This is a genomic window from Anaerobacillus sp. ABA4_114, from assembly GCF_056159065.1.
Map to the genome: position 1 here is coordinate 648,300 of NZ_JBSWUM010000002.1, position 26,939 is coordinate 675,238.

General features: G+C 36.3%; 22 protein-coding genes. 4 read left to right on the top strand and 18 right to left on the bottom strand.

Annotated elements, in window-relative coordinates:
- The first annotated feature begins 122 nt into the window (after nucleotides 1-122).
- From ACXAEY_RS25150 to ACXAEY_RS25160, 3 genes are all read left to right on the top strand, one after another.
- Nucleotides 123-920 carry an NAD(+)/NADH kinase gene (locus ACXAEY_RS25150; protein WP_474816281.1) on the top strand — a complete coding sequence of 266 codons (798 nt, stop codon included), beginning with the start codon at nucleotides 123-125 and terminating at the stop codon, nucleotides 918-920.
- 145 nt (nucleotides 921-1,065) lie between these two features.
- Nucleotides 1,066-2,013, top strand: coding sequence for a hypothetical protein (locus ACXAEY_RS25155; RefSeq protein WP_474816284.1), 948 nt, complete (start codon nucleotides 1,066-1,068; stop codon nucleotides 2,011-2,013).
- Between the two features lie 219 nt (nucleotides 2,014-2,232).
- Entirely contained in the window at nucleotides 2,233-3,921 is a 1,689-nt protein-coding gene (locus ACXAEY_RS25160) for an AAA family ATPase (RefSeq protein WP_474816286.1), read from the top strand.
- A gap of 57 nt (nucleotides 3,922-3,978) precedes the next feature.
- Here ACXAEY_RS25160 and ACXAEY_RS25165 read toward each other — a convergent pair whose 3' ends face one another.
- The 8 genes from ACXAEY_RS25165 to ACXAEY_RS25200 form a co-directional block, all read right to left on the bottom strand.
- Entirely contained in the window at nucleotides 3,979-4,473 is a 495-nt protein-coding gene (locus ACXAEY_RS25165; protein WP_474816288.1) for a metal-binding protein, read from the bottom strand.
- Nucleotides 4,474-4,545: 72 nt separating this feature from the next.
- Complete coding sequence (locus ACXAEY_RS25170) at nucleotides 4,546-5,535, bottom strand: sigma-70 family RNA polymerase sigma factor (RefSeq protein ID WP_474816290.1); 990 nt, start codon at nucleotides 5,533-5,535, stop codon at nucleotides 4,546-4,548.
- Between the two features lie 115 nt (nucleotides 5,536-5,650).
- A complete protein-coding gene (locus ACXAEY_RS25175) occupies nucleotides 5,651-6,136 on the bottom strand; it encodes a hypothetical protein (RefSeq protein ID WP_474816292.1) in 486 nt (161 codons plus the stop codon).
- 61 nt (nucleotides 6,137-6,197) lie between these two features.
- Nucleotides 6,198-6,500 carry a hypothetical protein gene (locus ACXAEY_RS25180; protein ID WP_474816294.1) on the bottom strand — a complete coding sequence of 101 codons (303 nt, stop codon included), beginning with the start codon at nucleotides 6,498-6,500 and terminating at the stop codon, nucleotides 6,198-6,200.
- A 423-nt stretch (nucleotides 6,501-6,923) separates the two neighbouring features.
- Complete coding sequence (locus ACXAEY_RS25185; protein WP_474816295.1) at nucleotides 6,924-7,382, bottom strand: hypothetical protein; 459 nt, start codon at nucleotides 7,380-7,382, stop codon at nucleotides 6,924-6,926.
- A 181-nt stretch (nucleotides 7,383-7,563) separates the two neighbouring features.
- Nucleotides 7,564-8,598: a recombinase RecA gene (gene recA / locus ACXAEY_RS25190; protein ID WP_474816298.1), complete on the bottom strand. Its 1,035-nt coding sequence runs from the start codon at nucleotides 8,596-8,598 to the stop codon at nucleotides 7,564-7,566.
- Between the two features lie 592 nt (nucleotides 8,599-9,190).
- Entirely contained in the window at nucleotides 9,191-9,463 is a 273-nt protein-coding gene (locus ACXAEY_RS25195; RefSeq protein WP_474816300.1) for an HU family DNA-binding protein, read from the bottom strand.
- Nucleotides 9,464-9,625: 162 nt separating this feature from the next.
- On the bottom strand, nucleotides 9,626-11,605 hold the full coding sequence (locus ACXAEY_RS25200) for an ATP-dependent helicase (RefSeq protein ID WP_474816302.1): 1,980 nt from the start codon (nucleotides 11,603-11,605) through the stop codon (nucleotides 9,626-9,628).
- A 160-nt stretch (nucleotides 11,606-11,765) separates the two neighbouring features.
- Between ACXAEY_RS25200 and ACXAEY_RS25205 the strand changes: the two genes are divergently transcribed.
- The gene (locus tag ACXAEY_RS25205; protein WP_474816303.1) at nucleotides 11,766-12,338 is read left to right on the top strand and encodes an HD-GYP domain-containing protein; all 573 of its coding nucleotides are present in this window, start codon (nucleotides 11,766-11,768) and stop codon (nucleotides 12,336-12,338) included.
- A gap of 27 nt (nucleotides 12,339-12,365) precedes the next feature.
- Here ACXAEY_RS25205 and ACXAEY_RS25210 read toward each other — a convergent pair whose 3' ends face one another.
- The 10 genes from ACXAEY_RS25210 to ACXAEY_RS25255 all read right to left on the bottom strand — a co-directional run bounded on the left by ACXAEY_RS25210 (nucleotide 12,366) and on the right by ACXAEY_RS25255 (nucleotide 26,775).
- Complete coding sequence (locus tag ACXAEY_RS25210) at nucleotides 12,366-12,926, bottom strand: thymidine kinase (protein ID WP_474816305.1); 561 nt, start codon at nucleotides 12,924-12,926, stop codon at nucleotides 12,366-12,368.
- 11 nt (nucleotides 12,927-12,937) lie between these two features.
- Nucleotides 12,938-14,197, bottom strand: a complete 1,260-nt coding sequence (gene murA / locus ACXAEY_RS25215) for a UDP-N-acetylglucosamine 1-carboxyvinyltransferase (protein ID WP_474816307.1) — start codon at nucleotides 14,195-14,197, stop codon at nucleotides 12,938-12,940.
- A gap of 199 nt (nucleotides 14,198-14,396) precedes the next feature.
- Nucleotides 14,397-16,838, bottom strand: a complete 2,442-nt coding sequence (locus ACXAEY_RS25220; RefSeq protein WP_474816309.1) for an AAA family ATPase — start codon at nucleotides 16,836-16,838, stop codon at nucleotides 14,397-14,399.
- The gene (locus tag ACXAEY_RS25225) at nucleotides 16,825-18,045 is read right to left on the bottom strand and encodes a metallophosphoesterase family protein (RefSeq protein ID WP_474816311.1); all 1,221 of its coding nucleotides are present in this window, start codon (nucleotides 18,043-18,045) and stop codon (nucleotides 16,825-16,827) included. The genes ACXAEY_RS25220 and ACXAEY_RS25225 overlap by 14 nt, the downstream gene beginning before the upstream one ends.
- A gap of 99 nt (nucleotides 18,046-18,144) precedes the next feature.
- The gene (locus ACXAEY_RS25230) at nucleotides 18,145-19,857 is read right to left on the bottom strand and encodes an ATP-binding protein (protein ID WP_474816313.1); all 1,713 of its coding nucleotides are present in this window, start codon (nucleotides 19,855-19,857) and stop codon (nucleotides 18,145-18,147) included.
- Between the two features lie 5 nt (nucleotides 19,858-19,862).
- Nucleotides 19,863-20,840, bottom strand: coding sequence for a DNA double-strand break repair nuclease NurA (locus tag ACXAEY_RS25235; RefSeq protein WP_474816315.1), 978 nt, complete (start codon nucleotides 20,838-20,840; stop codon nucleotides 19,863-19,865).
- An 89-nt stretch (nucleotides 20,841-20,929) separates the two neighbouring features.
- On the bottom strand, nucleotides 20,930-21,514 hold the full coding sequence (locus ACXAEY_RS25240; RefSeq protein ID WP_474816318.1) for a hypothetical protein: 585 nt from the start codon (nucleotides 21,512-21,514) through the stop codon (nucleotides 20,930-20,932).
- Nucleotides 21,515-21,654: 140 nt separating this feature from the next.
- Nucleotides 21,655-22,161 carry a single stranded DNA-binding domain-containing protein gene (locus ACXAEY_RS25245; protein ID WP_474816321.1) on the bottom strand — a complete coding sequence of 169 codons (507 nt, stop codon included), beginning with the start codon at nucleotides 22,159-22,161 and terminating at the stop codon, nucleotides 21,655-21,657.
- Between the two features lie 128 nt (nucleotides 22,162-22,289).
- Nucleotides 22,290-24,806 (bottom strand): DNA gyrase subunit A, encoded by a 2,517-nt coding sequence (gyrA, locus tag ACXAEY_RS25250; protein WP_474816323.1) that lies wholly within the window; start codon nucleotides 24,804-24,806, stop codon nucleotides 22,290-22,292.
- 13 nt (nucleotides 24,807-24,819) lie between these two features.
- Nucleotides 24,820-26,775 (bottom strand): DNA gyrase/topoisomerase IV subunit B, encoded by a 1,956-nt coding sequence (locus ACXAEY_RS25255; protein WP_474816325.1) that lies wholly within the window; start codon nucleotides 26,773-26,775, stop codon nucleotides 24,820-24,822.
- Between the last annotated feature and the right edge of the window lie 164 nt (nucleotides 26,776-26,939).

Here is a 26,939-nt window from a genome sequence, read left to right on the forward strand (position 1 = left end):
TCTCTTTTTAGATTTCTACATCAAGTTTGTACAACAATATGTTACGCCCCTTCAAAAACCCAATTTAGAGGTAAAACAGCAAAATTAATGAAAGGGTATTTGTGAAGAGGAGCGTCGATAAAATGAAAAAAGTTAGTATTTACAATAGCTTTGTTAAGGACAACCCTGCAAAAAGAGAGCAACTAGCAAATAAGTTGCGCAAAAAGGGTTTCCAAACTTCTAGAGAGGGCGACCTACTGATAGTAATAGGCGGAGATGGTACATTCCTAAACGCAATTAGAAAAAGAAGGAACAATGATCCGATATTTGTAGGGATTAACACAGGTAATCTCGGTTTCCTTTCTGAATTTGATTTTGATCAAATTAATCATTTCATTAAAACAATAAAAAGACGTGAATATTGGATCGAGGAGCTTCCAGTGTATGAAGTTACTCTTCGAACAAAGAATGGCGAAATAAAAGATTACTTTGTAAATGACCTTTCAGTAGAAAGGACGGATACCGGCGTTTTACATATGGACATACATACCAATGGTAGTAAGCTTTGTTCGGTTTATGGCGATGGCGTAATTGTTTCTTCACAAGTAGGATCTACAGCTTATAGTCTCTCAGCGAATGGTCCAATAATGTTGGATAATGACAGCTCAATTTTAATGACTCCTTCTAACCCTATTTGGAATAAAGAGTACCATTCGTTAATGAAAAGCGTATTGATGAATGCTAATAGTGAATTGATAATTTACCCTAACGCTCAAAAAATCCGGTCTTTTAGAGTGGTAACAGATGGTAAGGAAGTAAAGACAGAAGAAGATGTAAGGTTTGTAACAGTTAAGCGTTCTACTAAAGTAATTAAAATACTAAGGTCAAACGACTTTAGTCGCAAAGAAAACATAAAAAAGAAAATATTAGAACAAGAATAAGACGACTAAGCGGTCGTCTTTTTTATTAAATTATATGTTTTATTAAATTTTATAACAATTTAGACTTAAAATGTATTAGAATGAGCTTAAGTCATAAACAATAAAATAAATAAAACATATAAAAAATAATAAAAAGGGTGATTTTGTGAGGTATTTAGTTGATTCTTTTCAGTTGTTCTTACTATGTGATAAATCGATGGAGAACCATTTGTTAGCTAATGGGATGAAGAAAACCCTAAATTTGCGAGGGAAAGAACGCTTTAGTATGCCAATAATTTATTGTGATAACACAAAATCTACAATCAAGAAAGAGAGTCACCTAAGAAAGTATGCTTTCCCTTCAGAATATTCTGGTGAGAAATCTAATATCTACGGTTGGGAAAATAGAAGGAATGGCGTGAGTATACCTTCGGAAGATTTTTATATAGAGGTAGACGACTTAGGTGAACAAGTCAGAATTAAAATGGACGAGAAAAGCCAATACCATTTAGAACATAAATATAAACTCTCCACAGATATGTCTAGATGGGAAAACTGGTTTGCCATCTACATGCCTGTAGGTACTGCTGTTCGTATTGTAAAAGATCTAGGATATGAAGAAGTGAAAAAAGAACTGAAACAAATGAGAAAACCGAAGTTCAAAATGATTCACGAACCAAAGCTGACTTCAGGCAAGAGAGAGGATATGTATTACTCCAGGGTACCAGTTGATTATTACAACTTTTCATATGAGCCCTTTGATAAAGCCAAAAATCTAATTGATCGGAATGGGTATAAAGGTGATTATCGAAGCGTTGTGTATGAGAAGAACGACCCTATAAATGCATTTATGAAAGTAGGGTACGTTCATACCAAGGAGTATGATGGAGATTTTGATCGGGATCCTCAGATTGCGATTAAGCTCACTCAAAGTAAGTTTGTTAACGGTTGCAAGCCTAGAGGAGAATTAAAAAGTATAAGTGGAAAGAAAAATTACATAGAAATGAACAAGAAAGATTTTATTAAACATATGATGATTTCAATCCTAGGAGCTAAAAAGGGGGTAGGTAACTATGGTACGTCTAAATCATTACAAGGAACGGTTGCTACATAAGAAGAAAGAGGGATATAACATTTTCCTTCTTTACCAAGAGTATATTAATCATTTGCCAACATACAAAGAAAAAAGAGAATTCACTACATACTTGAATTCCATAGAGGGTTACAACTAAAAGAGCAGTAATAAGTTGCTCTTTTTTTCTGTAAACCTTAATTTTAATAGTTCTAATTGATAAAATGCTAGAAACAATTTTCGACATGAAAAGAGGATACTATGAATAAGAAATTCCTTTTTGCGGCAGTGATCGTAATAATATCAATTGTAATAGGTTTTGTTTTTGGTGAGGTTAAAATAGATACAGTAGAAAACAAAGCTACTCTCAAGACAATGAACCCCAGCGATTTAGTAAAGAAAATAGAAGACACTAATTCAAAAGATATGAGTATAATTGAAAAGAGTACAGGGGATGTATTAGTAGAAATTGATTCCGTGAAGTATAGTTCAAGCACTAATCCTCAGAAAAGTGAGTTTTACGAATTAGCTTTGAATAAAAAATCCGAGTATGAATTCATTAATGTAACCCCACCTTCTGAGGACGGATTTATAAAAAATATATTTTTTATTGGTCTTATCCTATTAGGAATGATCATTATATTCTCAATATTGAAGTCACGTAAAAAGAATGCTCCCACAAACCCTAGGTATACTCTCTCTAACATAGGAGGGCTCTTGCCTGAAACCAAAATTGAGATAAACCGAATTATTAACTTATATAAAGACCCTGAGAAGTTTATGAAGTTGAATATCAAACACCCTAGAGGGATGCTTCTGCATGGTCCGCCAGGTACAGGAAAGACGGTTATAGCTCAAGCAATCGCTCACGAAATGGGAGCAGTATTTATAGAAAAGAGTGGTTCATCTTTCACTGAAAAATTTGTAGGAGTAGGACCTTCATCTGTTAGGAAGTTATTCAAAGAAGCGAAGGAACAAGCTCCGGCACTTATTTTTGTCGATGAAATTGATTCAATAGGTGTGGAAAGAGGTCAAAAGAACGGAAATCAGGAAACTGAGAACACTCTTAACGAGTTTTTAATACAATTAGCCAACATACAACCTGAAGATCAGGTGTTTGTAGTAGCTGCTACTAATAGGTATGACAAGCTTGATGAAGCCCTTTTAAGATTTGGAAGGTTTGATAGCAAAATAAAAATGGACATCCCAGATCTTGAAGGTAGAGTCGAAATAATGAAAATACATAGTGCGAACAAGCCTTTGGATAAAGATATTGAAGGCTCTTACAATGATATTGCAAAAACGCTTATCGGTTATACAGGAGCTGATATAGAAGCTCTTTTCTATTTCGGTGCTTTAAATGCTATTGAGAATAATAGGGAAATTATTAATCGCAGTGACTTAGAAATAGCTAAGGACCAAATAGAATTAGGTTCAGCAACTAGAAGAATTGCAAACAAAGATATCCAAGAAAGGATTGCCTATCATGAAGCGGGACACGCATTAATCGGCACTTTGGTTAAAAGAGGGTCTGTGAACAAGGCAACAATCTTACCTAGAGGTGGAGCTGGGGGTTTTGTATCCTTTACTAAGGAAGAATTCGCTCTATACACAAGGCAAGAATTAATTGATCAGGTTGCGATTAATCTTGCAGGCGGCGCGGCTGAAATATTAAAATATGGAGATCACTCTCATGGGGTTTCTGGTGATATTAGACAATCGAAAGAGATTATTGACCAAATGGTAGAACATTTCGGAATGATGTCGAACGATTTGCGTATTGGTTTTTCTAAAAAAAATAGACAAGAGGCTAGCGAGGAAATATATTCTCACGCCTATGATAAATGTAGAAATCTCTTAACAGAACACAGCGCTTCTTTAGAGCGGATAAAAGAACAATTGATTATCAAAGAGACGATAAGTGGAGAAGAGATACAGGGATTGATTTAACAAATTATATTTAATAGAAAAAGGTAGTAAGGGTAAACAATGCCCTTACTACCTTTTTTATCTTTTAATGGCTTTTTTAAATTCAGATGTTGCGTGGTCAGCTAGTACGTGGGAAAAGCTTGAACCACAAGAACCTATAAATAGGAAGAATACATAAACTAAATTTCCAGATAAGAATCCATAAATCCCTAACAATGTATCTTGAAAACTGTGTGCGGTCAGCATAGATATAAGAATATACGTTAAAGTAATATAGATAAATAAATATAAATATCGTATGATATCCCCCAAGATAATACCGTGTGTGAAAACAGATCGATGCTTAAACATTTTTTGATAAGGTATCCATATGAAACGAAGAGCTTTCCACCTATTATAAGGTTTGCTTTTAATATCTAAGTCAGGGTTCATATAGTATGTGCCTATCCAGTAACCGATTGAAAAGAAAGCTGTGTAGATTGATACAGTAAAATTAAATACTATAAAACTTAAAACAATAGCTATAGCAAAGAACATGATGTTTACTTTTTCGTGAGTTTTTCCGTTTGCCATTCCTTATCACCTCAAAAAAATCTTAGCACCATTTTTAATCAACTCATGAAAAAAAGAGGTTCTTTTTGAACCTCAGTTTTTCATGAGTATTTCTTTTATGTAAGCCTTTCCTTTGTTTCTGATTCTTTGAATCGTATTGTCGACTGCCTTCTTTTCTTTATCTACTCTTTCCCCAATTTCCTGATAAGAGTAATCTTCAGCATATAGTAATAATACTTTCTTTTCTAAGGGGGTGAGTCTCTCCCATATTGCTCGGAAAGTCTCTCTATTAATAGATCTTTCTTCGGGACCATATGAATCGGTCTTTAAAATTTGCTCAAAGGTGATGTCAGAACTAGAATCAGAAACCATAGGAGCGTGGTAGCTTGACGCTTCATTTAAAGATCGTTGTTTGTTATTAGTAGATTGAAGAATTAAAGATTTTACATGCTTTTCAACAACATGTCTTGCGAATATTTTAAACTTCGTTTTCTTTTCTACACGATAATCCCTTCTTGCTTTGAACATTCCTATAAACGCTTCCTGGTTAAGGTCGAAACGGTCGTGACCTTTGAAGTAATTTCCTTTACGCAAGAGTCGGTCAATGATCTTAGAAATATAAGGGATGTATTTTTCAAATAGAATGTCTTGTGATAATTCACAACCTGACTGAGCGAACAGAGCAAGTGTTTCGTCAGTGGTTTCTCTTAATTTGTCTTCTGTAACATTTTCTTGATCATATCTTGAAAATAACGTTTCCTTTGCTGCAGGGGAGAGGGTTTGAATTAATGTAATTAACATATCATCGCTTAGTTCTTTCCACTTACCTTGTAGTCGAAGTCTTAAAAAATAGGCTGGGGCTGACCATGTTGTTTTTTCGTGTACAGTCACAAGTTGTTCAATTGTTAAGTGGCTAAGGTCAACTAGTGGAGATGGTTGGTTCTCAATTTCAGATACATCCATTGGAGGGTCAGCGATTTGGCATTGAGTAGCTAATTCGTATGCAGCGTGTTTATTTCCGTTTTTTAACGAATGTATTAAGTCGGAAGTGCTTATTTTCATGTTTTCCTCTATATTAATCACTAATAATTCCCCTTTCGTTTGAATTCTGTATCAGTATACGAAGGTGAATTTTAAAAAGGAAGAATGTGTGAGAGGTATTTTGTGATACAAAAAAACAAAGAGCAATGCTCTTTGTTTAAGCTTGTTCAAGCGAATCCTTAAATTGTTCAAGAAACTTCTCTCGTTCTTTGCTTCGAGAGGAGGTATTTAGAGCTCTTTCGTGTAACATTTCTATCCGGTCTTCAAAGAAATCATGAATTTCTTTTAGTGATTTATGCTTTAGAAAGTCGGTCAAAGACATTTTTACAAATCCTTTTTCGATAGTAGCATCCGGTACATATCCGCGATAACCACCTTCATCAAAAACCTGATATGTAATGTTGCCTTTCTCAGTCAAATACACTTCATGACTTATAAGGGATTTATCGTCTATAGGGTAGACGTAGATTAATAATGATTGTTCTCCATTGATCTCTCTTTTAGTTGCAAAAGGGAAAATTCTTTGAGCGAATTCCACTAGTGCTTCTAGCTCTTTCCCAATTATTTGAGCTTCCTTTTTTTCAAATGCATGGAGATCGACATGCGCTTGTTCTAGGGATTTAATTAACATTTTTAGGTTCATAAAAAGCACACCTCCTACTAAACGCGAAAAGTTTAGCATAAAAAGGTGTGCTTTCAAGTAATCATGCGATTTTTTTATAGAACCAAGCGTAGTTTTCTCCAACAAAAGGCTTCCTTTTGTATTGATAAAAATCTTCTCTGCTAAGCCTGGTATAGTTATAGTAGGACTCGAAGTAAGATTTTAAATAAAGGTATTGCTCTTCTTCGTTTTTATGTAGTTGAAGTTTATCCACTGGAACTGGAAAAGCGTTAATACTAGATTTATCACTCGCTCTAACAGAATGGTAGAATTGGAAGTGACTATCCTCAGTCAACTCTGAAACGCTCTTATCTATGAAGACATCGCCTTTTTTAATCATGCCCAAAAGAGCGCTCTTTATCTTTAGGATATTAGAATTATCGTTATTAGTATTATTATCCAGAACAAACTGCAACTTTTTAAAAGAAACCCTCATAAAAAAATCCCTACTTTCGAATAATTGGTATGCTTACCGAAGCAACTTTATCTGTAGTTAATTATATTTTAGAGAAAGGCTACAGGCAATAACTAGTCGGCGACAGGAATCGACACGAAATGTCGAATAAAAAGTCGAAAATGCTCAAACCCCTTGGAGTGAGGGGAGTTTGGTGATTCGGATATTTTTATTTTTTATGAGGGTTTTTTTGAATTTGTGATAAAAGTCCTAGTTTTAACTATGAGTAATAGGGTATATAAAACGTTATTTCACTATAAGTTTCGGATAATAATACGCAAAAATAAAAGAACGAACCATTAAGGTTCGTTCTTTTTACGCGTTCTTTTCTTCTTTTCTTGGTCTTCCTCTTCGTCTTTTGGGCTTTTCTGGCTCTTTGTTTACTAATTTACCGCCTCTATCACTGCATTCCTCACAATATTTCATCGCGGGTTTTTCAGCAACAAATTGTCGATCGCATCGTTCACAATTCTTTTCTCTTGAGAAGAAATAGTTAATTGGTGCCTCTCGCTTTTTCTTTGGAGCATCTTCGCTCGTTTTCTTCTTTTGATGTTTTTCGCAATAATTTATAGCAGGGTGTTTAGCGATAAATGGTTCGCCACATTCAGAACAATGACGCTTAATTTCTTTCCATTCAATATCCCGTTTAGTAGTGACGAATTCATCCATTGGGTCTAATTTATCGACAAAAAGCTCAAATGCTTCTTTCGAACTGAAATAATGCTCTGAGTGTTTTTCTTCAAACTGCTTTTTTGTAGTAGGGCATGTCCGCATGATAATTCCTCCTCAATCCTTTATATTAAATATTATAAATATAAATTATTATAAATATACCCAATATTTAACTTTTGTTATCTTTATTATAAATTACTTTTGGTTTTTATACAAATAAATATCTTACCAATTCATATTATATAAATAAAAAAGCCGAATTGACTTCGGCTTATAAAGGATATTATATTATTTCTTCAGTTTGTTCATCCGGATTGACCTTACCCATGCGTTTATAATGGACATCCATTACTTTCTTTTTGATCTCATCCCTGATTTCGGGGTTTTCCATAAGGAACGTTTTAGAATTCTCTCTACCTTGACCTAATCGTGTTCCTTCGTAAGAGAACCATGCTCCTGACTTTTCTACAATATTAAACTCGTTGCTAGAACCTAGGTCTAATAATTCAGCCTCTTTAGAGATACCTTGACCATACATGATATCAACTAGAGCAGTTTTGAACGGAGGAGATACCTTATTTTTAACTACTTTAACTTTAGCCTTATTTCCTACGATATCAGTCCCTTGTTTTAACGCTTCACTTCTTCTTACTTCTAATCGAACAGAAGAGTAAAAACGCAATGCCCTTCCGCCAGTTGTAGTCTCGGGGTTTCCGAACATTACTCCCACTTTCTCACGAATTTGATTGATGAAGATAGCTGTCGTATTTGATTTGCTAATAGCTCCAGATAATTTTCGTAATGCTTGGGACATAAGACGCGCCTGTAATCCAACGTGTGCATCACCCATATCACCTTCAATCTCTGCTTTAGGGACTAATGCTGCCACTGAATCTACAACAATCATGTCAACCGCAGAACTTCTTACTAGGGCTTCTGCAATTTCTAAGGCTGCTTCTCCAGTGTCCGGTTGGGACAAGAGTAGTTCATCAGTATCGACACCTAAGTTTTTTGCGTAATCAGGGTCGAGCGAGTGTTCTGCATCGATGAAAGCTGCGATACCTCCATTTTTTTGCACTTCAGCTATCGCGTGAAGGGTGACTGTAGTCTTACCAGAAGACTCGGGACCGTAAACTTCAATGATTCTACCGCGAGGATAGCCTCCAATTCCTAATGCAATATCAATTGCGACCGATCCAGTGGAAGTAGCATCAATATCTACACTTTTCCTTTCACCTAACTTCATAATGGATCCTTTTCCAAACTGTTTGTCGATACTTGCTAAGGCTGCTTCTAGAGCTTTCTTTCTATCTGTCATAATAATATGCCTCCGCTACATTTGAATTTTTATCATTAAAATATGATATCTAGAATAATTATAACTTAGAAAAAGAGTGTGTGAAATAAAATAATAAAAACATATAAAAAGTAAATAACCTAATGTAAAATCAGGTTATTTTTTAGATTTTGATTTAATTTTATGAGAGGATAGTGATCCTAGAAAACTAAAGAAAGTCCAGGATAAACACAAGTAAAAATTCCACTCAGTATTCATGTCTACTTTTAGAGACAAAACAAGAATTAAAAGTACGGAAGAGAGTAGCCCAATAATAAATCCATCTATTAATACAAGGGGGGTCCTTCCTTTGCTTAATACAAATGAGATTGAAAACACAATCACTAGCAACATAATAGTAAAGGTTTCAAATTCCACTTTAAATTCGAATTGTATCAAGAAAAAAGCGAACAGGAAATAAGCCAATATATTCAGTTGTACGCCTTTAGATATCACTCTATAATTCATTTTACCCCTCCTAATTCATATTTACATTAACAGGAAAAGTAATTATTCCTTCAAGAAAGGCAATAAAAAAACGACGGCTATAAGCCGTCGTTAGATGTTTAAAGAATTATTTCACTGCGTCCTTAAGTGCTTTACCAGGTTTAAAAGCAGGTACCTTGGTCGCAGCAATTTCGATTTCTTTCCCTGTTTGAGGGTTGCGTCCAGTACGAGCAGAGCGCTCACGTACTTCGAAGTTACCGAAGCCGATTAGCTGAACTTTTTCGCCTTCTTGTAGAGACTTCATAATGTTATCGAACACTGCGTCAACTGCGTTCCCAGCATCTTTTTTAGAAAGTTCTGTTGTTTCTGAAACTACGTTAATTAGGTCTGTCTTATTCATATTAAATTCCTCCAATAAAATAAAAAGGTTGTGGATGAAAAGAATCCATCCCACTATTATTCTAATAGAAAAAAGGGGAACCCTTTTTTTATTATTACAATATAACTTATCATTTCATTGATATTATAGTTGATATTGAACAATAAGTAAAATTTGGAGTGATTAGTAATAGAATCCTCCCCCGAATTCTTCTAATCCATCCTCTATCAAATCATGGTCAAATTCAGACAAAAAGCGTGAGGGATCGTTAGATTCTTGGTTCCCCCAGACTAGTCTATATTTGGCGTGGGTAAAGAATATTTTTTTCTTCGCCCTTGTAATACCTACATAGAAGAGTCGTCTTTCTTCCTCCAGCTCATCAGTAGAGTTGGCGCTTCTCTTGTGAGGGAATATCCCTTCTTCCATACCTACAAGGAAAACAATCGGAAACTCTAACCCTTTAGAAGAGTGTAAAGTAGTTAATTTTACACTATTATCAATACTTTGGTCATCTTGAGCGCTATGTAATGAGACGTGCTCTAGGAATGTCTCTAGGTTATGGTTACTGTTACTTAACTGCATTTCAAATGCCATATTAACGAGTTCTGATAAATTTTCTTTTCTTTCATCCGCTTTGATATCTTTGCTCTTTGAGAGCATTTCACCGTATCCAGAGTCTTTAATAAGGTCTTTAATCGTATTCCCTATGTTGCTATCTGAAACTTTTCCTCTATATTTATCAATTAGTTCTATAAATTCATTGACGTTAACCTTAGCTTTTGCAGACATCTTGATCACATGTTCCTTCAAGTGTTCTAGGATGTTGCCTTGAGAAGATTCGATTATTTTATCAGCAGTTTTAGGACCTATGCTGCGCTTTGGAGTATTTATGATTCTTCTGAAGCTTACAGCATCTGAAGGGTTTAAGATGAATTTGATATAAGCTATTACATCCTTTATTTCAGCTCTATCAAAAAACTTATTCCCGCCTATTAGTTGGTAGGGGATGCCCGCTCTAATAAAAGCTTCTTCGAGCGTTCTCGATTGACTGTTAGCTCTAAATAATATTGCGAAGTCTTCATAAGAGTTGTCGCCACTTTCAACTCTCTTATTTATCACATTTGTGATGTACCGTGCTTCATCCTTATCGTTATAGCCCTGATAATAACCACCTCTGTCGCCCTCACCTTTTGATGTGAAGAGGTTTTTTTGTATTTGATTTTTATTATGAGAAATAACCTGGTTAGCAATTCTCAAGATAGTTGGGGTGCTTCTATAATTCTCTTCTAAAGTTACTACTTTTGCTGAAGGATACTCTTTATCGAACCTTAGGATATTTCGAATATCACTTCCTCTAAAGCGGTAGATAGATTGGAAATCATCACCTACAACGGCAAGGTTCTGGTGTAAAGAAGCAAGTTTTGAGATTAAGATGTATTGGCTATGATTTGTATCTTGATACTCATCGATATGTATGTAGTTGAACTTTTGTTGATATTTCTGTAGTAGTGTAGGCTCCTCACGAAATAAGCTGATTGTTTCTATGATTAAATCATCAAAGTCTACCGCATTATAATCAGATAGTCTGTTTTGGTATTCTTTGTACACTTTTTCTAAGATCCTAATGTGGTGAGGGGGGATCATAGAAATAACTTCTTTGGCTTTATTCCAATCGATATCAGAATTAGATGGCTTCATTGCTATAAGTGAGTGAGTATCAATCAATTCATTTTTAAGTGAAGAAATATAGTATTGGAAGGTTTTTGGAGTGTACTCTTTAGTATCCAAATCAAAATCTCGAAGGATAGACTTTAATACCGAGGTAGAATCGCTCGTATCGTAAATAGTGAACGATGAATTTATTCGTTTTAAATATCTCCCGTCTATTCTCAAAATCCTTGAGCAAAGTGAGTGGAAAGTGTGAACCCATATATCAAATGCACTAGGACCCACGGCATTTGAAATTCGTTCCTTCATTTCTTTAGCTGCTTTATTAGTAAATGTTACAGCTAAAATATTCCCAGGTGAAGCTAGTTGATTAGATATGATGTTTTCAATTCTTTGCGTTAAAACGGTTGTTTTTCCACTACCGGCTCCTGCGTTTATCAGTAGAGGACCTTCGGTGATGTCTACAGCTTCTTGTTGCTGCGGATTTAAGTTCATTAATATTCCCTCCTAAAAATTCATAGTTCGCATTTATTTATGTTTTAGAAGAAATGTCCTAATCATTCTAGAAAGTCAAAAATTGAACTTTTTAATGGAAAAGTCCATATTCTTGTTAGAATATTAAGGAGCGTGAGTAGAGGTAGAGAGGAGGGTGCGAATGAATTTCTTTGAAGGCTTTGATCATTCGGAGACTAAGAACCATCTCAAAAGAGTAGAGGAGTATACTAAGCTGTTAATGGAGTCGCATGAAAAAAGATCAGGTGAATCATTTTCATTGAATTATAAAAATGCAGTCGTTAAAGCTAGTGTTGTTCATGACATCGGAAAAGCTTCTATACCAGAAAGAATTTTATATAAACCAGGTCCTCTTTCAGAACATGAAAAGATAATTATTGAAACACATCCGATTACAGGTTTATATATGTTGGAGAGATTCATTGAAGATAAGGATAATTATTACGAAGTCACCAAGAACATCGTTCTGTATCACCATGAAAGGTACGATGGAGGAGGATATCCCTATAAGTTGAAGGGGGAAAAGATCCCTTTCGAAGCTAGATTACTAGCTATAGTTGACACCTTTGACGCATTAACTACAGAGAGAACTTACAAGGAGCCCTGGTCAATCGAAAAAGCAGTGACCTATATATTTGAACAAAGCGGGAAGCAATTTGATCCTCATTTGGTTTCATCATTTGTCGTTCTGAAAGAAGAATTAGATTCAATTTAAAAAATGAAAAAGGACCGAGGTCCTTTTTCAATAGTTACGTATTTCATGGTGTTTTCTACATCTAGGTTCGTATGTAATATGTTCGCCAATTAACAAAATAGGGTCGCTTTTCTTGGCAGGTATTCCATTCGATAGTCGTTGCGTCCTACTCGATGTATTTCCGCATACATTGCACTCACCATTTTTCTTAACCACTTTATCGGAAAGGGCTAGTATTTCACCCATGATCCCATAAACGTCACCTTTAAAATCTGTATCTAAGCCCGACACTATAACTTGAATGCCTCTGTCTGCTAAACCATTGATAAGCGGTACAAAATCCCAATCATTAATGAATTGTGCTTCATCGATAGCTACAGCATCGAATTCTTCTTCCTCGATTAATTCTTCGATCTCAAATATTTCATCAATTGAAATGGCTTTTGTTCTCAGATTATCGTGAGAAACGATGTCATTCTTAGAATATCTGGTGTCTACCCTTGGCTTAAGGGAAAGGACGTTGAAGCCTTGTTCTTTGAGGCTATTAACTCGATGAATGAATTCATTTGTTTTCCCCGCAAACATGTGACCTGTAATAGTTGTTAACAATTCAGTCACCCCTAATCCAAATAACCGATCTCTGCGCCTAAGAATTGAAGCTTTTCAATATAACGCTCGTAGCCTCTATACAAATAATGTAGGTTATGTACTCTAGTTACGCCTTCTGCTACTAATCCGGCGTTAATCATGCTAGCTGAACCTCTAAGGTCAAATCCTTCTACTTTGCACCCTGAGAGTTTGCTCGGTTCAAAGAAAGCAGTATTGCCGTTGATCTCGATGTTAGCGTTCATTTTATTCAGTTCATCACAATACCTTAACCGATTATTGAAAATGTCTTCAATAATTTGAGAAGGAGAAGACGCTTGCGTGAACAAAACACCCATTTGAGATTGCATGTCAGTTGGGAATCCTGGATATACAGCAGTCTTGATCTTGGCACCTTCAAGAGGTCTTTTGTAAGATACACCTACTGTTTCATCGCCGATGTTAATATGAGCACCCATACTTGAGAGAGTTTGTAACAACAGTTGGAGATCGTTAACATTTACACCGGAGAGTTCAATATCTCCCTTTGTTCCAAGAGCAGCAGTAAGAAGAGTGGCAGCTTCAATTCTGTCAGGTTGAATTTTGTAAGAAGACCCGGTACTAAGTGATTCAACACCTTGAATGATTATTGTAGAATTGTCTCCTTCCTTAAATCTAATCTTGGCTCCAGATTGATTTAAGAATTCAACCATGTTGCTAATTTCAGGCTCTCTAGCAACGTTATGTAATACAACTTGTTCTGTTCCTAAGACAGCACTAAATATTAAATTTTGAGTAGCTCCGACAGAAGGGAACTCCAAAGTAAAATCACCCTTAAGTGCAGAAGTTGACGCATGAATCAAACCTGATTCTCTTGTGACGATTGCACCCAATTGTTCAAATCCTTTGAAGTGTATGTCTAACGGTCTGTTTCCGATAACACATCCACCTGGCGCACCGACTTGGCACTCCTTAAATCTTGCGAGTAGGGGACCAATAACCAAACTACTAGCTCTAAGTTTATTACTGAATTCTTCAGGGATAAGTTTGTTTTCGATATTCTCGCAGTTTAACCTTACTACGCCTTGTTCAAAAGTATATTCCGCACCTAAATGACCTAGGATTTCTAGCATAACGTGAATGTCGCTCAAATTTGGAACATTGGTTAGTACAATATCCCCTGGAAAAAGGATTGCCGATGCTAAAATGGGGAGCGTTTCGTTTTTAGAACCTTGAACGGATACTTTACCGGTAAGCGGTATTCCGCCTGTTACGTAAACTGAATCTGGCTTCATGTTTTCACTCCTAAAATTTATTATATATATGTTTTTATGTTATTTTTCACAATGGATTCATTATATAACATAAACAAAGATTTTTTTAGTGGAAATTTATATAAATAAATATAAAATTACTAAATGCATCCTATTATGTTCATTTTACAAAAATTGAGAGTTACCTTTACAAAAATAAAAAACCGCTAAAAGCGGTTTCTTATTGTGAGTATTTTGCTGATAATTCTTCGATTTCGCTTACATTCCATGGAGTAGACCATTTTGCCGTAGAGAAGTCCTCTTCATCTGTCTCTATTTCTAAGACATAGTCAAATAGTTCTTTCACATTTTCTGAATGGGTAACGATCAAAATTTGCGAGAACATACTATTCAAATTCCTCAACATATCAATCATGGAGTCTTGTCTGCTGTTATCCATTGAACTAAAGGCTTCGTCCATTGCCAACATTTCAAACTTCCCTTGTCCTGTTTGTTGAACAAGAATATTAGAGATTGCTAACCTCTGACAAATAGCCGCTAGTTTTTCTTCACCACCAGAATAGAAATTCAAATGGTTCCTAATCCCTTTTCTGTACATATAAATATTGTATTTTTCATCCAAGTCAATTCGGTCATACTTACCCGAAGTGATCACATCAATAAGTTCGCTCATTATTTCGGACATAGCAGGTTTTAGCTTTCGGAGCTTATCGTTTTTATAAGCCTTTAACACTTCATCTAATTTGCTAAGAAGAGTCATCTCATCTTCCTTGTTTGAAATAAGAGTGTTTAATCTTTCATTTTCGGATAGTTTCGCTTTAGTGTTTTTGATCTCCGTTTCAGCGACTCGTATATTTCCAAGATGTTCATTCTTTATTTTTTCATGTTTCTGAAGCTGAACTTGGTTCTCTTCGATGCGCAGCTTTAAATTTTTGAAGGATTCTTGGTCGAAGTCCAAGGTGCTCAAGGCAGTTCTGACATTTGCCAAGTCTTCATTGTATTGAGAAATCTCATTTTCTGTTTGTTTAATAGATGCCTTCAACTCTGGTATTTCAGCTGCACTATTTTTTATTGAAAGCGTGTCTTCGTACAGCGGTTTCTTGCTGTTAATTTCAGTTAATAGGGCTTGATAACTTTCGATATCAAAGGTGACATCTTTTAATAACCTAAAACTCATCATCCAAGTATCGACTCGGTCTTTATAGCCTTCTAACTCCCTTTTTAACATCCTTAGGCGTTCAATGTATTTCCCTTTTTTAATAGACAATTCTCTCAGTTCGTTTATAACTGCTTTCTGTGAACTAATTTCATTGCTGGTCACAGTTAAGCGGTCATTAATTATCTTTTGCTCGTTAGTTAGAAGGGTACCTTGCGATTGGAGCACTTCTGCTTCAGAAGAAAGGTGGTTCATCTTGTCTTCGTAATGTTCTGCTAAAGGTCGTTCGCAAACAGGGCAGGGCGCTTCTGAACCAAGCTTAGTGAACTTGTCTTGAGTTTTCATCAATTCTTTGTATGCATTTCGCTTATTTGCGATTTCATTCTCTTTATTAATTAAGTCTTTTTGAATGCTGTTAAATTTATCATTAAGATCGTTTAACAATGATTCATTTTGGATAATTTCCTCTTGAGTAACAGAAATAGAACTTTCTTTGTCCCAAATCAGAGATATTTCTTTTTCTGTATCCTTTACAAATTCTTCTGCTTTTTTGATGTCTTTCGCAAACTTTTGCTTACTTTCGAACTTACTTCGGTCATCAATCATCTTGTCTCGTTTTTTAATTAGGTCTTCATATTTGCTAATAACGCTTTTCTGGGACTCATAACGTTCCTTTTGGTCTTGCACGAACTGTAGCCTTTTTATTGACGGAGACAAAGCCCTAGAATGAGCATATTCGATGTGCGAGAGTAATTGTTCTTCTTGAGATTTCAACTTTTGGAAAGAATATGAATCGTTCTCTAATTTATCCCGCTTTAGAATCAGTTGCTTTTGCTCTTCTTGGATTTGATTTATATTTTCGTTTGAAACAGACACAAGGTTTTGTAAGCTTTCCAAATCACTCTTAAAGAGTTCAATATCATTAAGCAAGTCTTCTTTATTCTTAAGGTGACTCTTGGATTCATTTACTTGTATATCTAATTTACGGTACTCATCTCTTGCTTTCTTTGCAGCTTTTTCTATAGAGTCGATGCGCAACAGTTTTGAAAGCATTTCAACTCTAGGACCATCATTTAATTTGACCAATTTATCAAAATCGTCCTGCTCCGCATAATATGAGGAGTTGAAAGCTTCTTGGTCCATCTTAAATATATTATTTTGTATCCACTCGTTTATATTAGTGGTGCCTTCAGCTTTCGTCTTGCCATCAATTTGAACGAAACATTTACTGGAGTCTTCGTGACGTCTAATTCTATGGAATTTTCCTTGATAGTAAAAATCCAGCTCACCAAAATATTTTTCGCGTTGGTTTATATTTTGGTTTTTAAACATCGACTTTTTCACTTTCTTTTTCTTTCCAAAAAGAATAATTTCAATAGCGCTTAGGAGGGTGGACTTCCCTGATCCATTTACACCAACTATTCCAATCAGACCTTTTTGAGGGAAGTATATTGTTTGATCTTTATATTGCCTATAATTTTTCAATCGTATTTTAATAATCTTCATTTTCCATCACCTCTGATAGTAGTTTGTCTCCGCGTTGATGTAGTTTGTCTTTTGGAAATGACTTATCTTCGCTTGATAGACGTTCTACAAAGGATGTGAACCCTTCACGAATTCCTTCGAAATGAACTTCGTGACCAGTCGAGATGTCAAAAGAGGATTCGGTCTTATCGGGAAATTCCAATTTGAAGTGAAGCGCTTTTTCTGTCATTTCATGTATTGTAGTTTTGTCTATTTGCCTCTTTAGGTGCTTAGGTAGGTGACGAACACGAAAGCGAACTATTTTATCAGTGAGGTCACAAGAGGATAGTCTATTGATAATTCCTTGATTAATCTCTGTTAAACCCATGTTCTTGGCATCTAACTCCTCAACGTCAATCATAGGTCTTACTTTAAGGAACAACTTTGAAGTCTCAGTGGAATATGTTGTGCCGTAACAATACACCTTATTTAATTTAACTGAAGGCTTGTTGTTGATCTCTCCGTATCCTAAGCGTTCAATGCTGCCACTAAAATGAACGTTTTGTCCAAAGTCTGTTTCAGCGTGATAATCACCTAATGCGACATAGTCCATATTTAGTTTCATTAACTTGTCCAGTGTGACAACGATAGAGTTCTCACTATACTCTGCATAGGCTTTTATCGTAGTGACTCCACAGTGGGTCATTAGGATATTGTAATGACCATCAATTCTTTCTACCTTATCAAGCTCTGCATTAAAGAATTCTTGATTAAAGGTGGAGGGGACGCAATGAATAGTTGTGTTGAATTCTTCTAGATGTATTGGTTCATAAATTCCTCGATAAACCGTGTAACAATTATCAATCAAGTTGGAGAGAGTAGAGAGGTAATTGCCTTTTCCCGCTTGTTTAGCGAAGTCGTGATTCCCAGCAATTTGTATCCATACAATCCCTGCATCAGTTGCTCTTTTAACTTCGGAAGCGTAGTAATCAAAAATGAATGGTTGTTTATATCCCCATTTATCGAATCCATCTCCTGCGTGGAGAATGACATCAACCTTTTGTTCAATAGCATGGTCTACGGTTTGAGAAAAAGAGCGGTTTATGTCGTCTGTTCTAACGTTGACACCGTAGTCTGTCTTTTTGTCGATTTGCAAGGAGCGGTATTCGTTATGGAGGCTTGCGTTTCCGCTGTGACCTACGTGAGTGTCGGCAGTATGTAAGAAAGTTAGCATTGACTTTTTAGTCATATAGTTCGCTCCTTATTGAATCAGATGTATCATTTTATAATATGGAAACTGGCATTTGAATGATTGGAGAACAAAAAAAAGAGCCGTGGCTCGGGCTCTTTAAAAAAATCCGTCATAACTTTTTCTTTCGGGGAATGATGATTCTGCTCTAAGTTCTTTTTTTTGTTCTTCTATGTAGTCATCAAAGAAATGGATCTTAGCGGGCACAGGGAAGGGATGTTTGGGACTAACAATAATTGCTTCTCCTGGCATCAGAGACTGTATGTCACGTTGAAGTTTATTAATCGGCTTCTTGCTTTTCCCCTTAAGGACAGCAAAATCGTCCTCATCTGAAATCCCTAAGATAAGCAGGGTATTAAACTGCGACATTAAGTTTCCATTTAGTAGTTTAGGCTGCTGAGTAACAGGAAAAATTCCAGTTTTATATTTTCTTCCTTCGTTACATATCGTAGCAAATATATTACCTTCAGTATCATCATCTTTCCCTAGCACACGCTGGGCTTCTTCTAACACGATAGAAACTGGAGGTACATTCTCAAATGCAATTGGATCTTTCGTGTAAGCTCTACTACGACGTTTAAATGTCTCTGAAGATAGAATGGAAGATAGTAATATTTCATGTAGTTTAGTTAGTGAAACCATATCAATCAATACAACCTTACCTTTATTCAGATGACTCATAAGTTCATTAAGGTCGTTTTGTTCTTTTGTTTCGGTGAAATAAGGCGCATTTCTTACCCTTTGCAACTTCGCTTTTGTAGCTTTGAGGGTATCTTGGTTAGTGTTAGGGAATAAGAATTTGAGCAGCTCTGGCATTTCGGCTTCACCATTAGCTGTTTCCTCAATATCATTTATATCAAAATCATATGCATCCGATTTGCCATCTTTTTGTCGTTTGCGCTGTAACAACATCAATTCTTGTTCGTCAAAGGGGGTATCAGTTAGAGTGAGGAACCAATCTTTACCGTAAAGGTATTCCGCCTCTCTCATTAACCGCTCTTGAGGTTCGGTCCATTGCATCTGCTTTCTCACATTCATTAAAGAATCTACGGTCAGCATATCGTAAGAAATACGTAGTTTTCTTTCTCCGTTTCGACCATCTTGCGAAAAGATCTCAAGTTGCTCAGAGTGGAGTGGGTGTTTTTTTAAATGATGAATATATTCCCCGTGAGGCTCAAAGATCAGCATACCTATCTTACCGCGAAGTTTCATAATTTCAGAAACAATGATTCTCATCGTATTTGATTTTCCATTACCGGTTGAAGCGAACATTGCAGTATGGTACTCAATAAGTTCTTCAAAAATGCCTGCACCAATGTCTAACACATCAAAACCTGAACGAAATTTACCAATGGGGATGTCGCCTAACTTGTTCTTAAGAGACTTATTCTCAAAATCTGAAGTATGTAACTTTCTAACAGGGCTGAAATAGGAGGGGAGTTGCTTAGGAGAGAGGAAGTTTTCATTTTCATCCAGCATACCTAATATCTCACAGACTCCAATTTGAAAGAGTTGGTCTTTTTGATTGGGTTGATATAGTTCGGTAGGGTTCTCGTGTTCGTCGCTAAGATGTTGATTTCTTTCCATGTTGTTATAACCTCTTGCGATTAACTGAGCCCATCTTGGGTCTTGACCATACTTTACATTCGTTACTCTTAAATAATATTTAATCGGGTCCTCGGAATCTTCACAAATTACGATTTCGCCGTTGGTGATTTTATTTTCTTTTTTATGAGGCTGATCAAATACAAATTTCAATTCCAATAGATCATCCCCGAAAATTCGTCCGATATATCGTTTATTTTTATCCAATAGCATTACCTCCCATAAGAAATTTGGTCTAGTTGATCATGATAAATTGAGAACATTTGCTCGAAGTAACGCCTTGAAATATTCGATTTTAAACATTCTTCTTGGAAAAGAGAAAAGCACTGGTTCCTTTGCATTTCATCAATGATGACAGCGTCATGAATGAATTGGAGAGGGTAGGGATAACCTTCCATACCAGCTGCATAACAATAAGATCCTAATCTTTTGATGACCGAATCTATCGTTGTGTTTTCAGGAAGAACAGCGTCCAATCGGAATACCTGTTCATGGTTTGGGCGGAATTTCACAAAGTAAGTATCATTTAAAGGCACAAACCAATTTTTATTTGGATGTTGATTTTTAGCCGCTTCTAGGAGGACGAAGGGGACAGGGACGGACTCTATTGATAGGCTTGTGTCCTTTGAAAGTCCAATAAGAGACACACCTTTATTTTTGGCTCTTGAGGATAGCTTTTCGAAGAAAATGCTAGATGTGGAAATAACACCACTCATCAAAGAGCCGTCGAACAGTACAATGTCACCAGCTTGTAACTTATCTACCAATTGCTTGATCTTCTCCCACTCCAGGAGAGTCCTTATCCTTTCGGTTACTTTATCAAATTCCATATCACCGTTAGGGATCTCATCAGTAACGCGTGTAAAGTACGATTCGTGTTTCGCTATGTAACCGGTCTTAAAATCTTTTGTGTTTGTTATTAATTCAACTGATATAGGGTCGATTGACTCTTCTATGAGTTCATTGTCACGGTATATTTGATATCCACTTCGAATCGTACTAAATACTGAGTTAGCTCCATTAATATTGTGATGGCTTCCATCAACTACGCCGATTCGCGCATTATTATTTTTTGATTTGAAAGAAGTGAACGGGTATTCTCTTTTACTTGTTTTTTCGCCATCACTAATAATTGTGCTTAGGTCTTTGACAGCGTTTTGTAACGAAGATAAATCAAGTTTAAATTCCAATAATGAACACCTCCTTAGGTTTACGGTAGTATATCAGATGAAATTACATAAAAAAATATATTAAAATAAAAAACACGCGATTGCGTGTTTTATTTTTCATCTTTAAGTAGTTTGAAATTCTCTTTTGGGAAGATGCCGTGATTGGTAATTTCCATCCGATGTAATTTAAAGTTCTCAATCCATGTATCTTCAATAGAATTTCCTTGTTCTAATTTGACGGTATTACCTTTGTAATTAATAAATGCGGTTCCGTGTGCATCTGCATAATGGAGCGTGAAGAGTGGTTCTTCATTAAAGTTGTAAAGGTATGGGAAAGAGTCAATAGAAAGGATCTCTTCATGTTTTTCAAATGAGTCGAATCCTTTATCGTAAACTACAACCGCTTTTGTACTGGTTTTGGGTAATAAGCTAGAGTATTTAATTCTTACTTCTTTATTCGGCTCATCATATTCCCAAGCTTTCAAACTTTCTAAAAGAGAATCGAAGCCGCGCTTTTTAGTCCCATAGGATTTTTCTTTCATAGTGATGAACACAACATGTTCCTCTGAAATATCATTTTGTTCAATTGACTCAAAGTCGACATCGCTTTTCCAGTTGTTGACTAGAAGGTAAGACAATAGAAGGAGAGAGATGCAAAGAAAAACAGCCCATATTTTACTTGGTTGGGTCTTCATTAATTGAGCCTCGCTTTCATTCCTAGATCATAGCTGTATTTGGATTTAACAAAAAATTGAAAACACCTAAAAAAAATAAAAGGTTGCTTAATTAAGCAACCTTTTATCCCCGAAGACAATAGGGCAAGGAAATTAAATGCCTATTGTTCTATTAAGTCTATTTCAATCTCACTGTCTAAATTAAACGGATCGTCATCAGATGCACTATTCTCTGAAGTGGATACTGTGTCTTGAGTAGTCGATTCATTCTTTTGAGTATTGGAATGACTATTACTATTTTGATAATTACTTTCGTTTCTTCCGGAATCCTTAGTGCCGAAATTGGCAAACCTTACACTTTCTGAGGTCATATCTAGAGATACCATCTCGGTTCCATCTGGCTGAGTATATGTACCAAGTCTAAACTGACTAGAAGTAACTTTTAGAAGGGAACCAGGCTTACAATATTGCATTAGCCAATTATGGTCTTTCTCATCCCAAATCGATACTCTTCCAGGTATGTCTTTATACTTTTTTCTGTCTTTGTACATTTCAACATTATCAAAATACACCGGAATACTCACAACTGGCTTTTTGCCTTTAGCGGTATTGGCGGTATATTTTTTCGGTGCTGCACCTACACGTCCTATTCCAGAAAATGTGAACATATGTATAAAACATCCTTTCTGATTCAGTTCATTATACTCATATTATCACCTGAGCAACCGCTTTAACAACATAAATATTAATAAAACATATAATTTAATAAAATAAAAAGACCTAAAAGGTCTTTTTATTATTCTTCATCGAACTCTTCCTCAGTGTTTCTCGCGATTCTAACGAGAGAGTCACCCTTTTTCAGATTGATCACTGTAGTGCCTTGAGTGTTTCTGCTGAATTGAGATATTTCACTGACTTCCAATTTCACCGTAAATGCATTTTTCGTGATTAACATAAGTTGATCTTCCTCTGTAACTGCACAAGTTCCAACTACTTCACCATTCTTCTCCGTCAGTCGAATAGCCTTAAAACCTTTACCGCCCTTGCGTTGAGGTCTAAATTCTGAACAAGGAGTGCGTTTACCATACCCATTGTTTGTAGCTACAAATAGGTCTGCAAATTCTTTATGTATATCAAGAGAAATGACATCATCTTCTGAACTTAAGGTAATACCCTTTACCCCACGAGTATCTCTGCTAGAATTTCGAACTTCGGACTCATTAAAGGTAATTGACATGCCTTTTTTAGTTACAAGGATCACATCGTTATCGCCACTAGTTAACTTAACTCCAATCAACAGGTCGTCTTTATCTAAGCGAATTGCGTTTATACCGTTACGTCTGATGTTTTCGTATTTTGAGAGCAAAGTCTTTTTAACAATGCCGTTCTTAGTGGCAAATATCAAATGCTGCTCATCCGAAAATTCTTTGATTGGCAAAACGCTTTGAATTTTCTCGCCTGGTTGGAGATTAATAAGAGTATTGATGTATATTCCTCTAGCATTTGCGAGGTTCTCCCGTATCTTATAAGCTTTCAACTTATAGACTCTACCGTAGTTAGTGAAGAAGAGTAGGGTGTCTTTGGTATATACGAGTTCTAGGTGTTCTATGAAATCACCATCGTGAGTTTGCATACCATTAATGCCGCGACCTTTTCTTCTCTGAGTGCGATAAGCATCTCCAGGAGTCCTTTTGATATATCCTTCATTTGTGATCGTCACAACGTTTTCTTCATTTGGGAGGGTATCTTCATAATCGATATCTTCAACAGCTGGAAGAATCTCTGTTCTTCGTTCTTCACCATATTTTTCCTTGATGGTTTTCAAGTCATCTTTGATGATGTTCATGATTTCAGTTTCATCAGAGAGGATAGTTTCCAACCTCTTGATTTCCTTCACCAAGTTTTGGTGCTCGATTCTCTTTTCGTCTTGCTCAAAATTCGCAATGGTAGATAGCTGTCTCTTTAGAATGCTATCAGCTTGATCTTCGTTTACATCCAATAGACTCATAAGATCGAGTAACGCTTGTCTACGAGAAGGAGCATTTTTAATCGTATCAATGGTTTCTTGCAATTTATCCAGCGCTTTAATAAGACCGTCTAAGAAGTAAACTTCTTTTTGTCTTTCTTTTAACTCGAAGTTTGACTTTCTCGTAACAACTTCTTTTTGATGCACTACATATTCTTCAATCATTTGTTTGAGGTTCAACAACTTCGGCTCACGCAAAGCTCTATTGTCTTTTTTAGGAACCAAAACATTAGAGTTAACTGAGAATGTAGTTTGAAGAGGGGTGTGCTTGTATAAATGATTAAGAGTGCTTTCTGGGTTCGCATCCCTTTTAAGCGTGATAACAATTCTAACTGTATTGTTTTTATTGACACGAGAAGTCTCATCGCGAATCCCGTTAGGAACACGGAAGTCGTGTCCTTGTTTTTCTACTTGTTTGTTGTTATTTAAATCTTTTTCATAACGGTTGTATTTGATTTGCTCTTCATCGATTTTATCGATAAGAGCTTGTTTAGGAACTTGGTAGGGGAGTTCGGTGATTACTAGTTGAGTGTGTTTATCAGTCTCTTCAATGTGGCATTTACCTCGAATTGTGATCGAACCGTTACCCGTCAAAAACGCACTGTTGATCCCATCTGTTCCCATGATATAACCACCAGTAGGAAAGTCTGGACCTTCAATGTATTCCGCCAACTCTTCTATTTGAGCATCTGGATTGTCTATCAAATGCACAACAGCATCGATTACCTCTCTGAGGTTATGAGGAGCGTGGACACATGCTAATCCAACAGCAATACCCTGAGTGCCGTTAACTAGAAGGTTAGGGAACCTTGAAGGGAGTACAATGGGTTCTTTTTCAGAGCCATCAAAATTGTCACCGTAGTCTACAGTATCTTTATTTATATCACGCAAAAGCTCAGATGATATCTTATGTAACCGAGCTTCTGTATAACGCATAGCAGCGGCTGGTAGCCCGTCAATAGAACCGTAATTCCCATGACCATCTATTAAGGGAGCACGTAGATTCCATTTCTGTTGCATACGTACCAAACTATCGTAAACAGAAGAGTCGCCATGAGGATGATACTTACCGATTACTTCGCCGACTATCCTAGCGGATTTTTTGTATTGAGAGCTATGAGTCATCTTCAAATCATACATCGCATACAGAACCCTACGGTGTACAGGTTTTAAACCATCGCGAACATCTGGAATCGCTCTACTAACGTTTACACTCATAGCATAATCTAGCCATCTACGTTCCATAATATCTACAATACTTACTTTTTTAACATTACCTTGAGACATCTAAAACAACTCCTTATGCGTCTATGTCTGCCTTATAACTATTTTCAGCTAAAAACTGCTTTCGAGGTTCCACTTTGTCGCCCATGAAGTTAGTGACAACTATTTCAGCTCGCTCAGCATCTTCTAGTTGCACCTGGTACAAAGTTCTTGTTTCAGGATCCATCGTAGTTTCCCAAAGCTGAGTATTATTCATCTCACCGAGACCTTTGTAGCGTTGCACTTCAGCGTTGTTTCCGAATCTAATCAAGACTTCCTGTAATTCTTCATCAGAGTAGGCATACTCAACCTTTTTACCACTTTGAATTTTATATAGCGGAGGATTAGCTAAATAAACGTGACCGTTTTCGATTAACGGGCGAAGGAAACGATAAAATAGCGTTAGCAAAAGGATAGAAATATGATGACCATCAACGTCGGCGTCAGTCATGATAATAATCCTGTTGTAACGTAGTTTTGAGTAATCAAAGTCGTCTCCTAAACCAGTGCCAAGCGCCCTTCGAATTGCGTCAATTTCATTGTTGTTATATAGATTTTTTAGCGTTGCTTTTTCAGTGTTAATTACTTTCCCTCTTAGCGCTAAGATAGCTTGGTAGAGTCTTTCTCTTCCATCAATAGCCGACCCACCTGCGGAATCACCCTCAACGAAAAAGATCTCTCTTTTTGAAAAATCCTTTCCAACGCAATCTTTGAGTTTCCCTGGAAGAGTGGAGTCACCTGACTTCTTTTTGCGCTCGATATTTCGGGCAGTTCGAGCAGCAATTCGCTCTCTATAGGAACGAATGACTTTTTCCGCAATAGCATTGGCTTCGTTCGGATTCTCCCCAAAATAACGATTTAAGTTGTCAGAAACTAGCGTTGAAACGATGTTCGAAACTTCAGCGTTTCCTAATTTCCCTTTAGTTTGTCCCTCGAACTCTGGGTCGGGGTGTTTAACAGATACAATTGCAGTTAAACCTTGCTTATTGTCATCACCTTTAGGCATGTCTTTTGGCTTGACCATCTGTTTGGCTGTTATGTAATTTTTAATGCTGTTGGTAATCGCGGTTCTAAAACCCTTTACATGCGTTCCGCCCTCAGTAGTCCTTATGTTATTGGCGTAACTACGTAAGCCATCTTTCTCAAAGTCATCAATGTATTGGAACGCTACCTCAACAGAAATGCCATCCTGTTCATCGCTGATATATATTACTTTTTCATTGATTAACTCAATGTCTCGTTTAGACTTTAATATTTTTGCCTCGTTAATATCCGTAACGAACTGAGAAACCCCACCCTCAAAACAAAAAGTTTCGTTTAAAAAGGTTTCATTTTCTTCGTCATAGCTTCTTTCATCTGTAATGGAGAGGGACAAGCCTCTGTTTAGGTAGGCACTTTCTTTTAGTTGTGAGCTGATAACTTCAAAGTCATAAACAGTCGTTTCCTTGAAAATAGTCGGATCTGGTTTGAACCACATTTCTGTGCCAGTTTCTTCTTCGGGACATTCCCCAATGACTTGAAGTTCCTTAACAGTATCCCCTTTTGAAAGTTCAATTCTATGGACTTTACCATCTCTTTTAACGGTAGCGGTCATGTATTCGGAAAGTGCGTTTACACACGACGCACCAACTCCGTGCAAACCACCAGATTTAATGTACCCCGACTCAGCTCCGCCGAATTTACCACCAGCGTGAAGAACGGTTAACACTACTTCTACAGTAGGTATGCCGAGTTTTTCATTATTCCCAACTGGTATACCGCGTCCATTATCTTTTACTGTTATGGAATTATCTTTATGTATAATTACTGAAATCGTTGAACAATGTCCAGCTAAGTGTTCATCAATAGAGTTATCCACTATTTCTTTAACCAAGTGGTGGAGACCATTTCCTGAGGTCGATCCAATATACATACCTGGTCGTTTCCGAACAGCTTCTAGACCTTCTAAGACCTGAACCTGTTCATCACCGTAATTTTGGGGTTGTTTTGCCATGAAAAAAGCCTCCTTTATAGGTTAATTATATTGTAAAAACATATAAAAGGTCAATATAACCTCTAAATACACCTTTTATTATGTTTAATGGTTTTATGTGGAGTTCCGTATTAAAAAACAAGCAAAACCTTGTTTTTAGATAAAATAAATATTAAAAAATATAT

What these genes read in the sequence shown, in the direction of transcription:
- ACXAEY_RS25165 (WP_474816288.1), bottom strand. Translation starts at nt 4,473, where the DNA reads ATGGCAAACGGAAAAACTCACGAAAAAGTAAACATCATGTTCTTTGCT.
- ACXAEY_RS25195 (WP_474816300.1), bottom strand. Translation starts at nt 9,463, where the DNA reads ATGAATAAGACAGACCTAATTAACGTAGTTTCAGAAACAACAGAACTT.
- ACXAEY_RS25200 (WP_474816302.1), bottom strand. Translation starts at nt 11,605, where the DNA reads ATGAACTTAAATCCGCAGCAACAAGAAGCTGTAGACATCACCGAAGGT.
- ACXAEY_RS25255 (WP_474816325.1), bottom strand. Translation starts at nt 26,775, where the DNA reads ATGGCAAAACAACCCCAAAATTACGGTGATGAACAGGTTCAGGTCTTA.
- ACXAEY_RS25245 (WP_474816321.1), bottom strand. Translation starts at nt 22,161, where the DNA reads ATGTTCACATTTTCTGGAATAGGACGTGTAGGTGCAGCACCGAAAAAA.
- ACXAEY_RS25160 (WP_474816286.1), top strand. Translation starts at nt 2,233, where the DNA reads ATGAATAAGAAATTCCTTTTTGCGGCAGTGATCGTAATAATATCAATT.
- ACXAEY_RS25185 (WP_474816295.1), bottom strand. Translation starts at nt 7,382, where the DNA reads ATGCGGACATGCCCTACTACAAAAAAGCAGTTTGAAGAAAAACACTCA.
- ACXAEY_RS25225 (WP_474816311.1), bottom strand. Translation starts at nt 18,045, where the DNA reads ATGACTAAAAAGTCAATGCTAACTTTCTTACATACTGCCGACACTCAC.
- ACXAEY_RS25175 (WP_474816292.1), bottom strand. Translation starts at nt 6,136, where the DNA reads ATGAACCTAAAAATGTTAATTAAATCCCTAGAACAAGCGCATGTCGAT.
- murA (WP_474816307.1), bottom strand. Translation starts at nt 14,197, where the DNA reads ATGAAGCCAGATTCAGTTTACGTAACAGGCGGAATACCGCTTACCGGT.
- ACXAEY_RS25240 (WP_474816318.1), bottom strand. Translation starts at nt 21,514, where the DNA reads ATGAAGACCCAACCAAGTAAAATATGGGCTGTTTTTCTTTGCATCTCT.
- ACXAEY_RS25150 (WP_474816281.1), top strand. Translation starts at nt 123, where the DNA reads ATGAAAAAAGTTAGTATTTACAATAGCTTTGTTAAGGACAACCCTGCA.
- gyrA (WP_474816323.1), bottom strand. Translation starts at nt 24,806, where the DNA reads ATGTCTCAAGGTAATGTTAAAAAAGTAAGTATTGTAGATATTATGGAA.
- recA (WP_474816298.1), bottom strand. Translation starts at nt 8,598, where the DNA reads ATGACAGATAGAAAGAAAGCTCTAGAAGCAGCCTTAGCAAGTATCGAC.
- ACXAEY_RS25205 (WP_474816303.1), top strand. Translation starts at nt 11,766, where the DNA reads ATGAATTTCTTTGAAGGCTTTGATCATTCGGAGACTAAGAACCATCTC.
- ACXAEY_RS25220 (WP_474816309.1), bottom strand. Translation starts at nt 16,838, where the DNA reads ATGAAGATTATTAAAATACGATTGAAAAATTATAGGCAATATAAAGAT.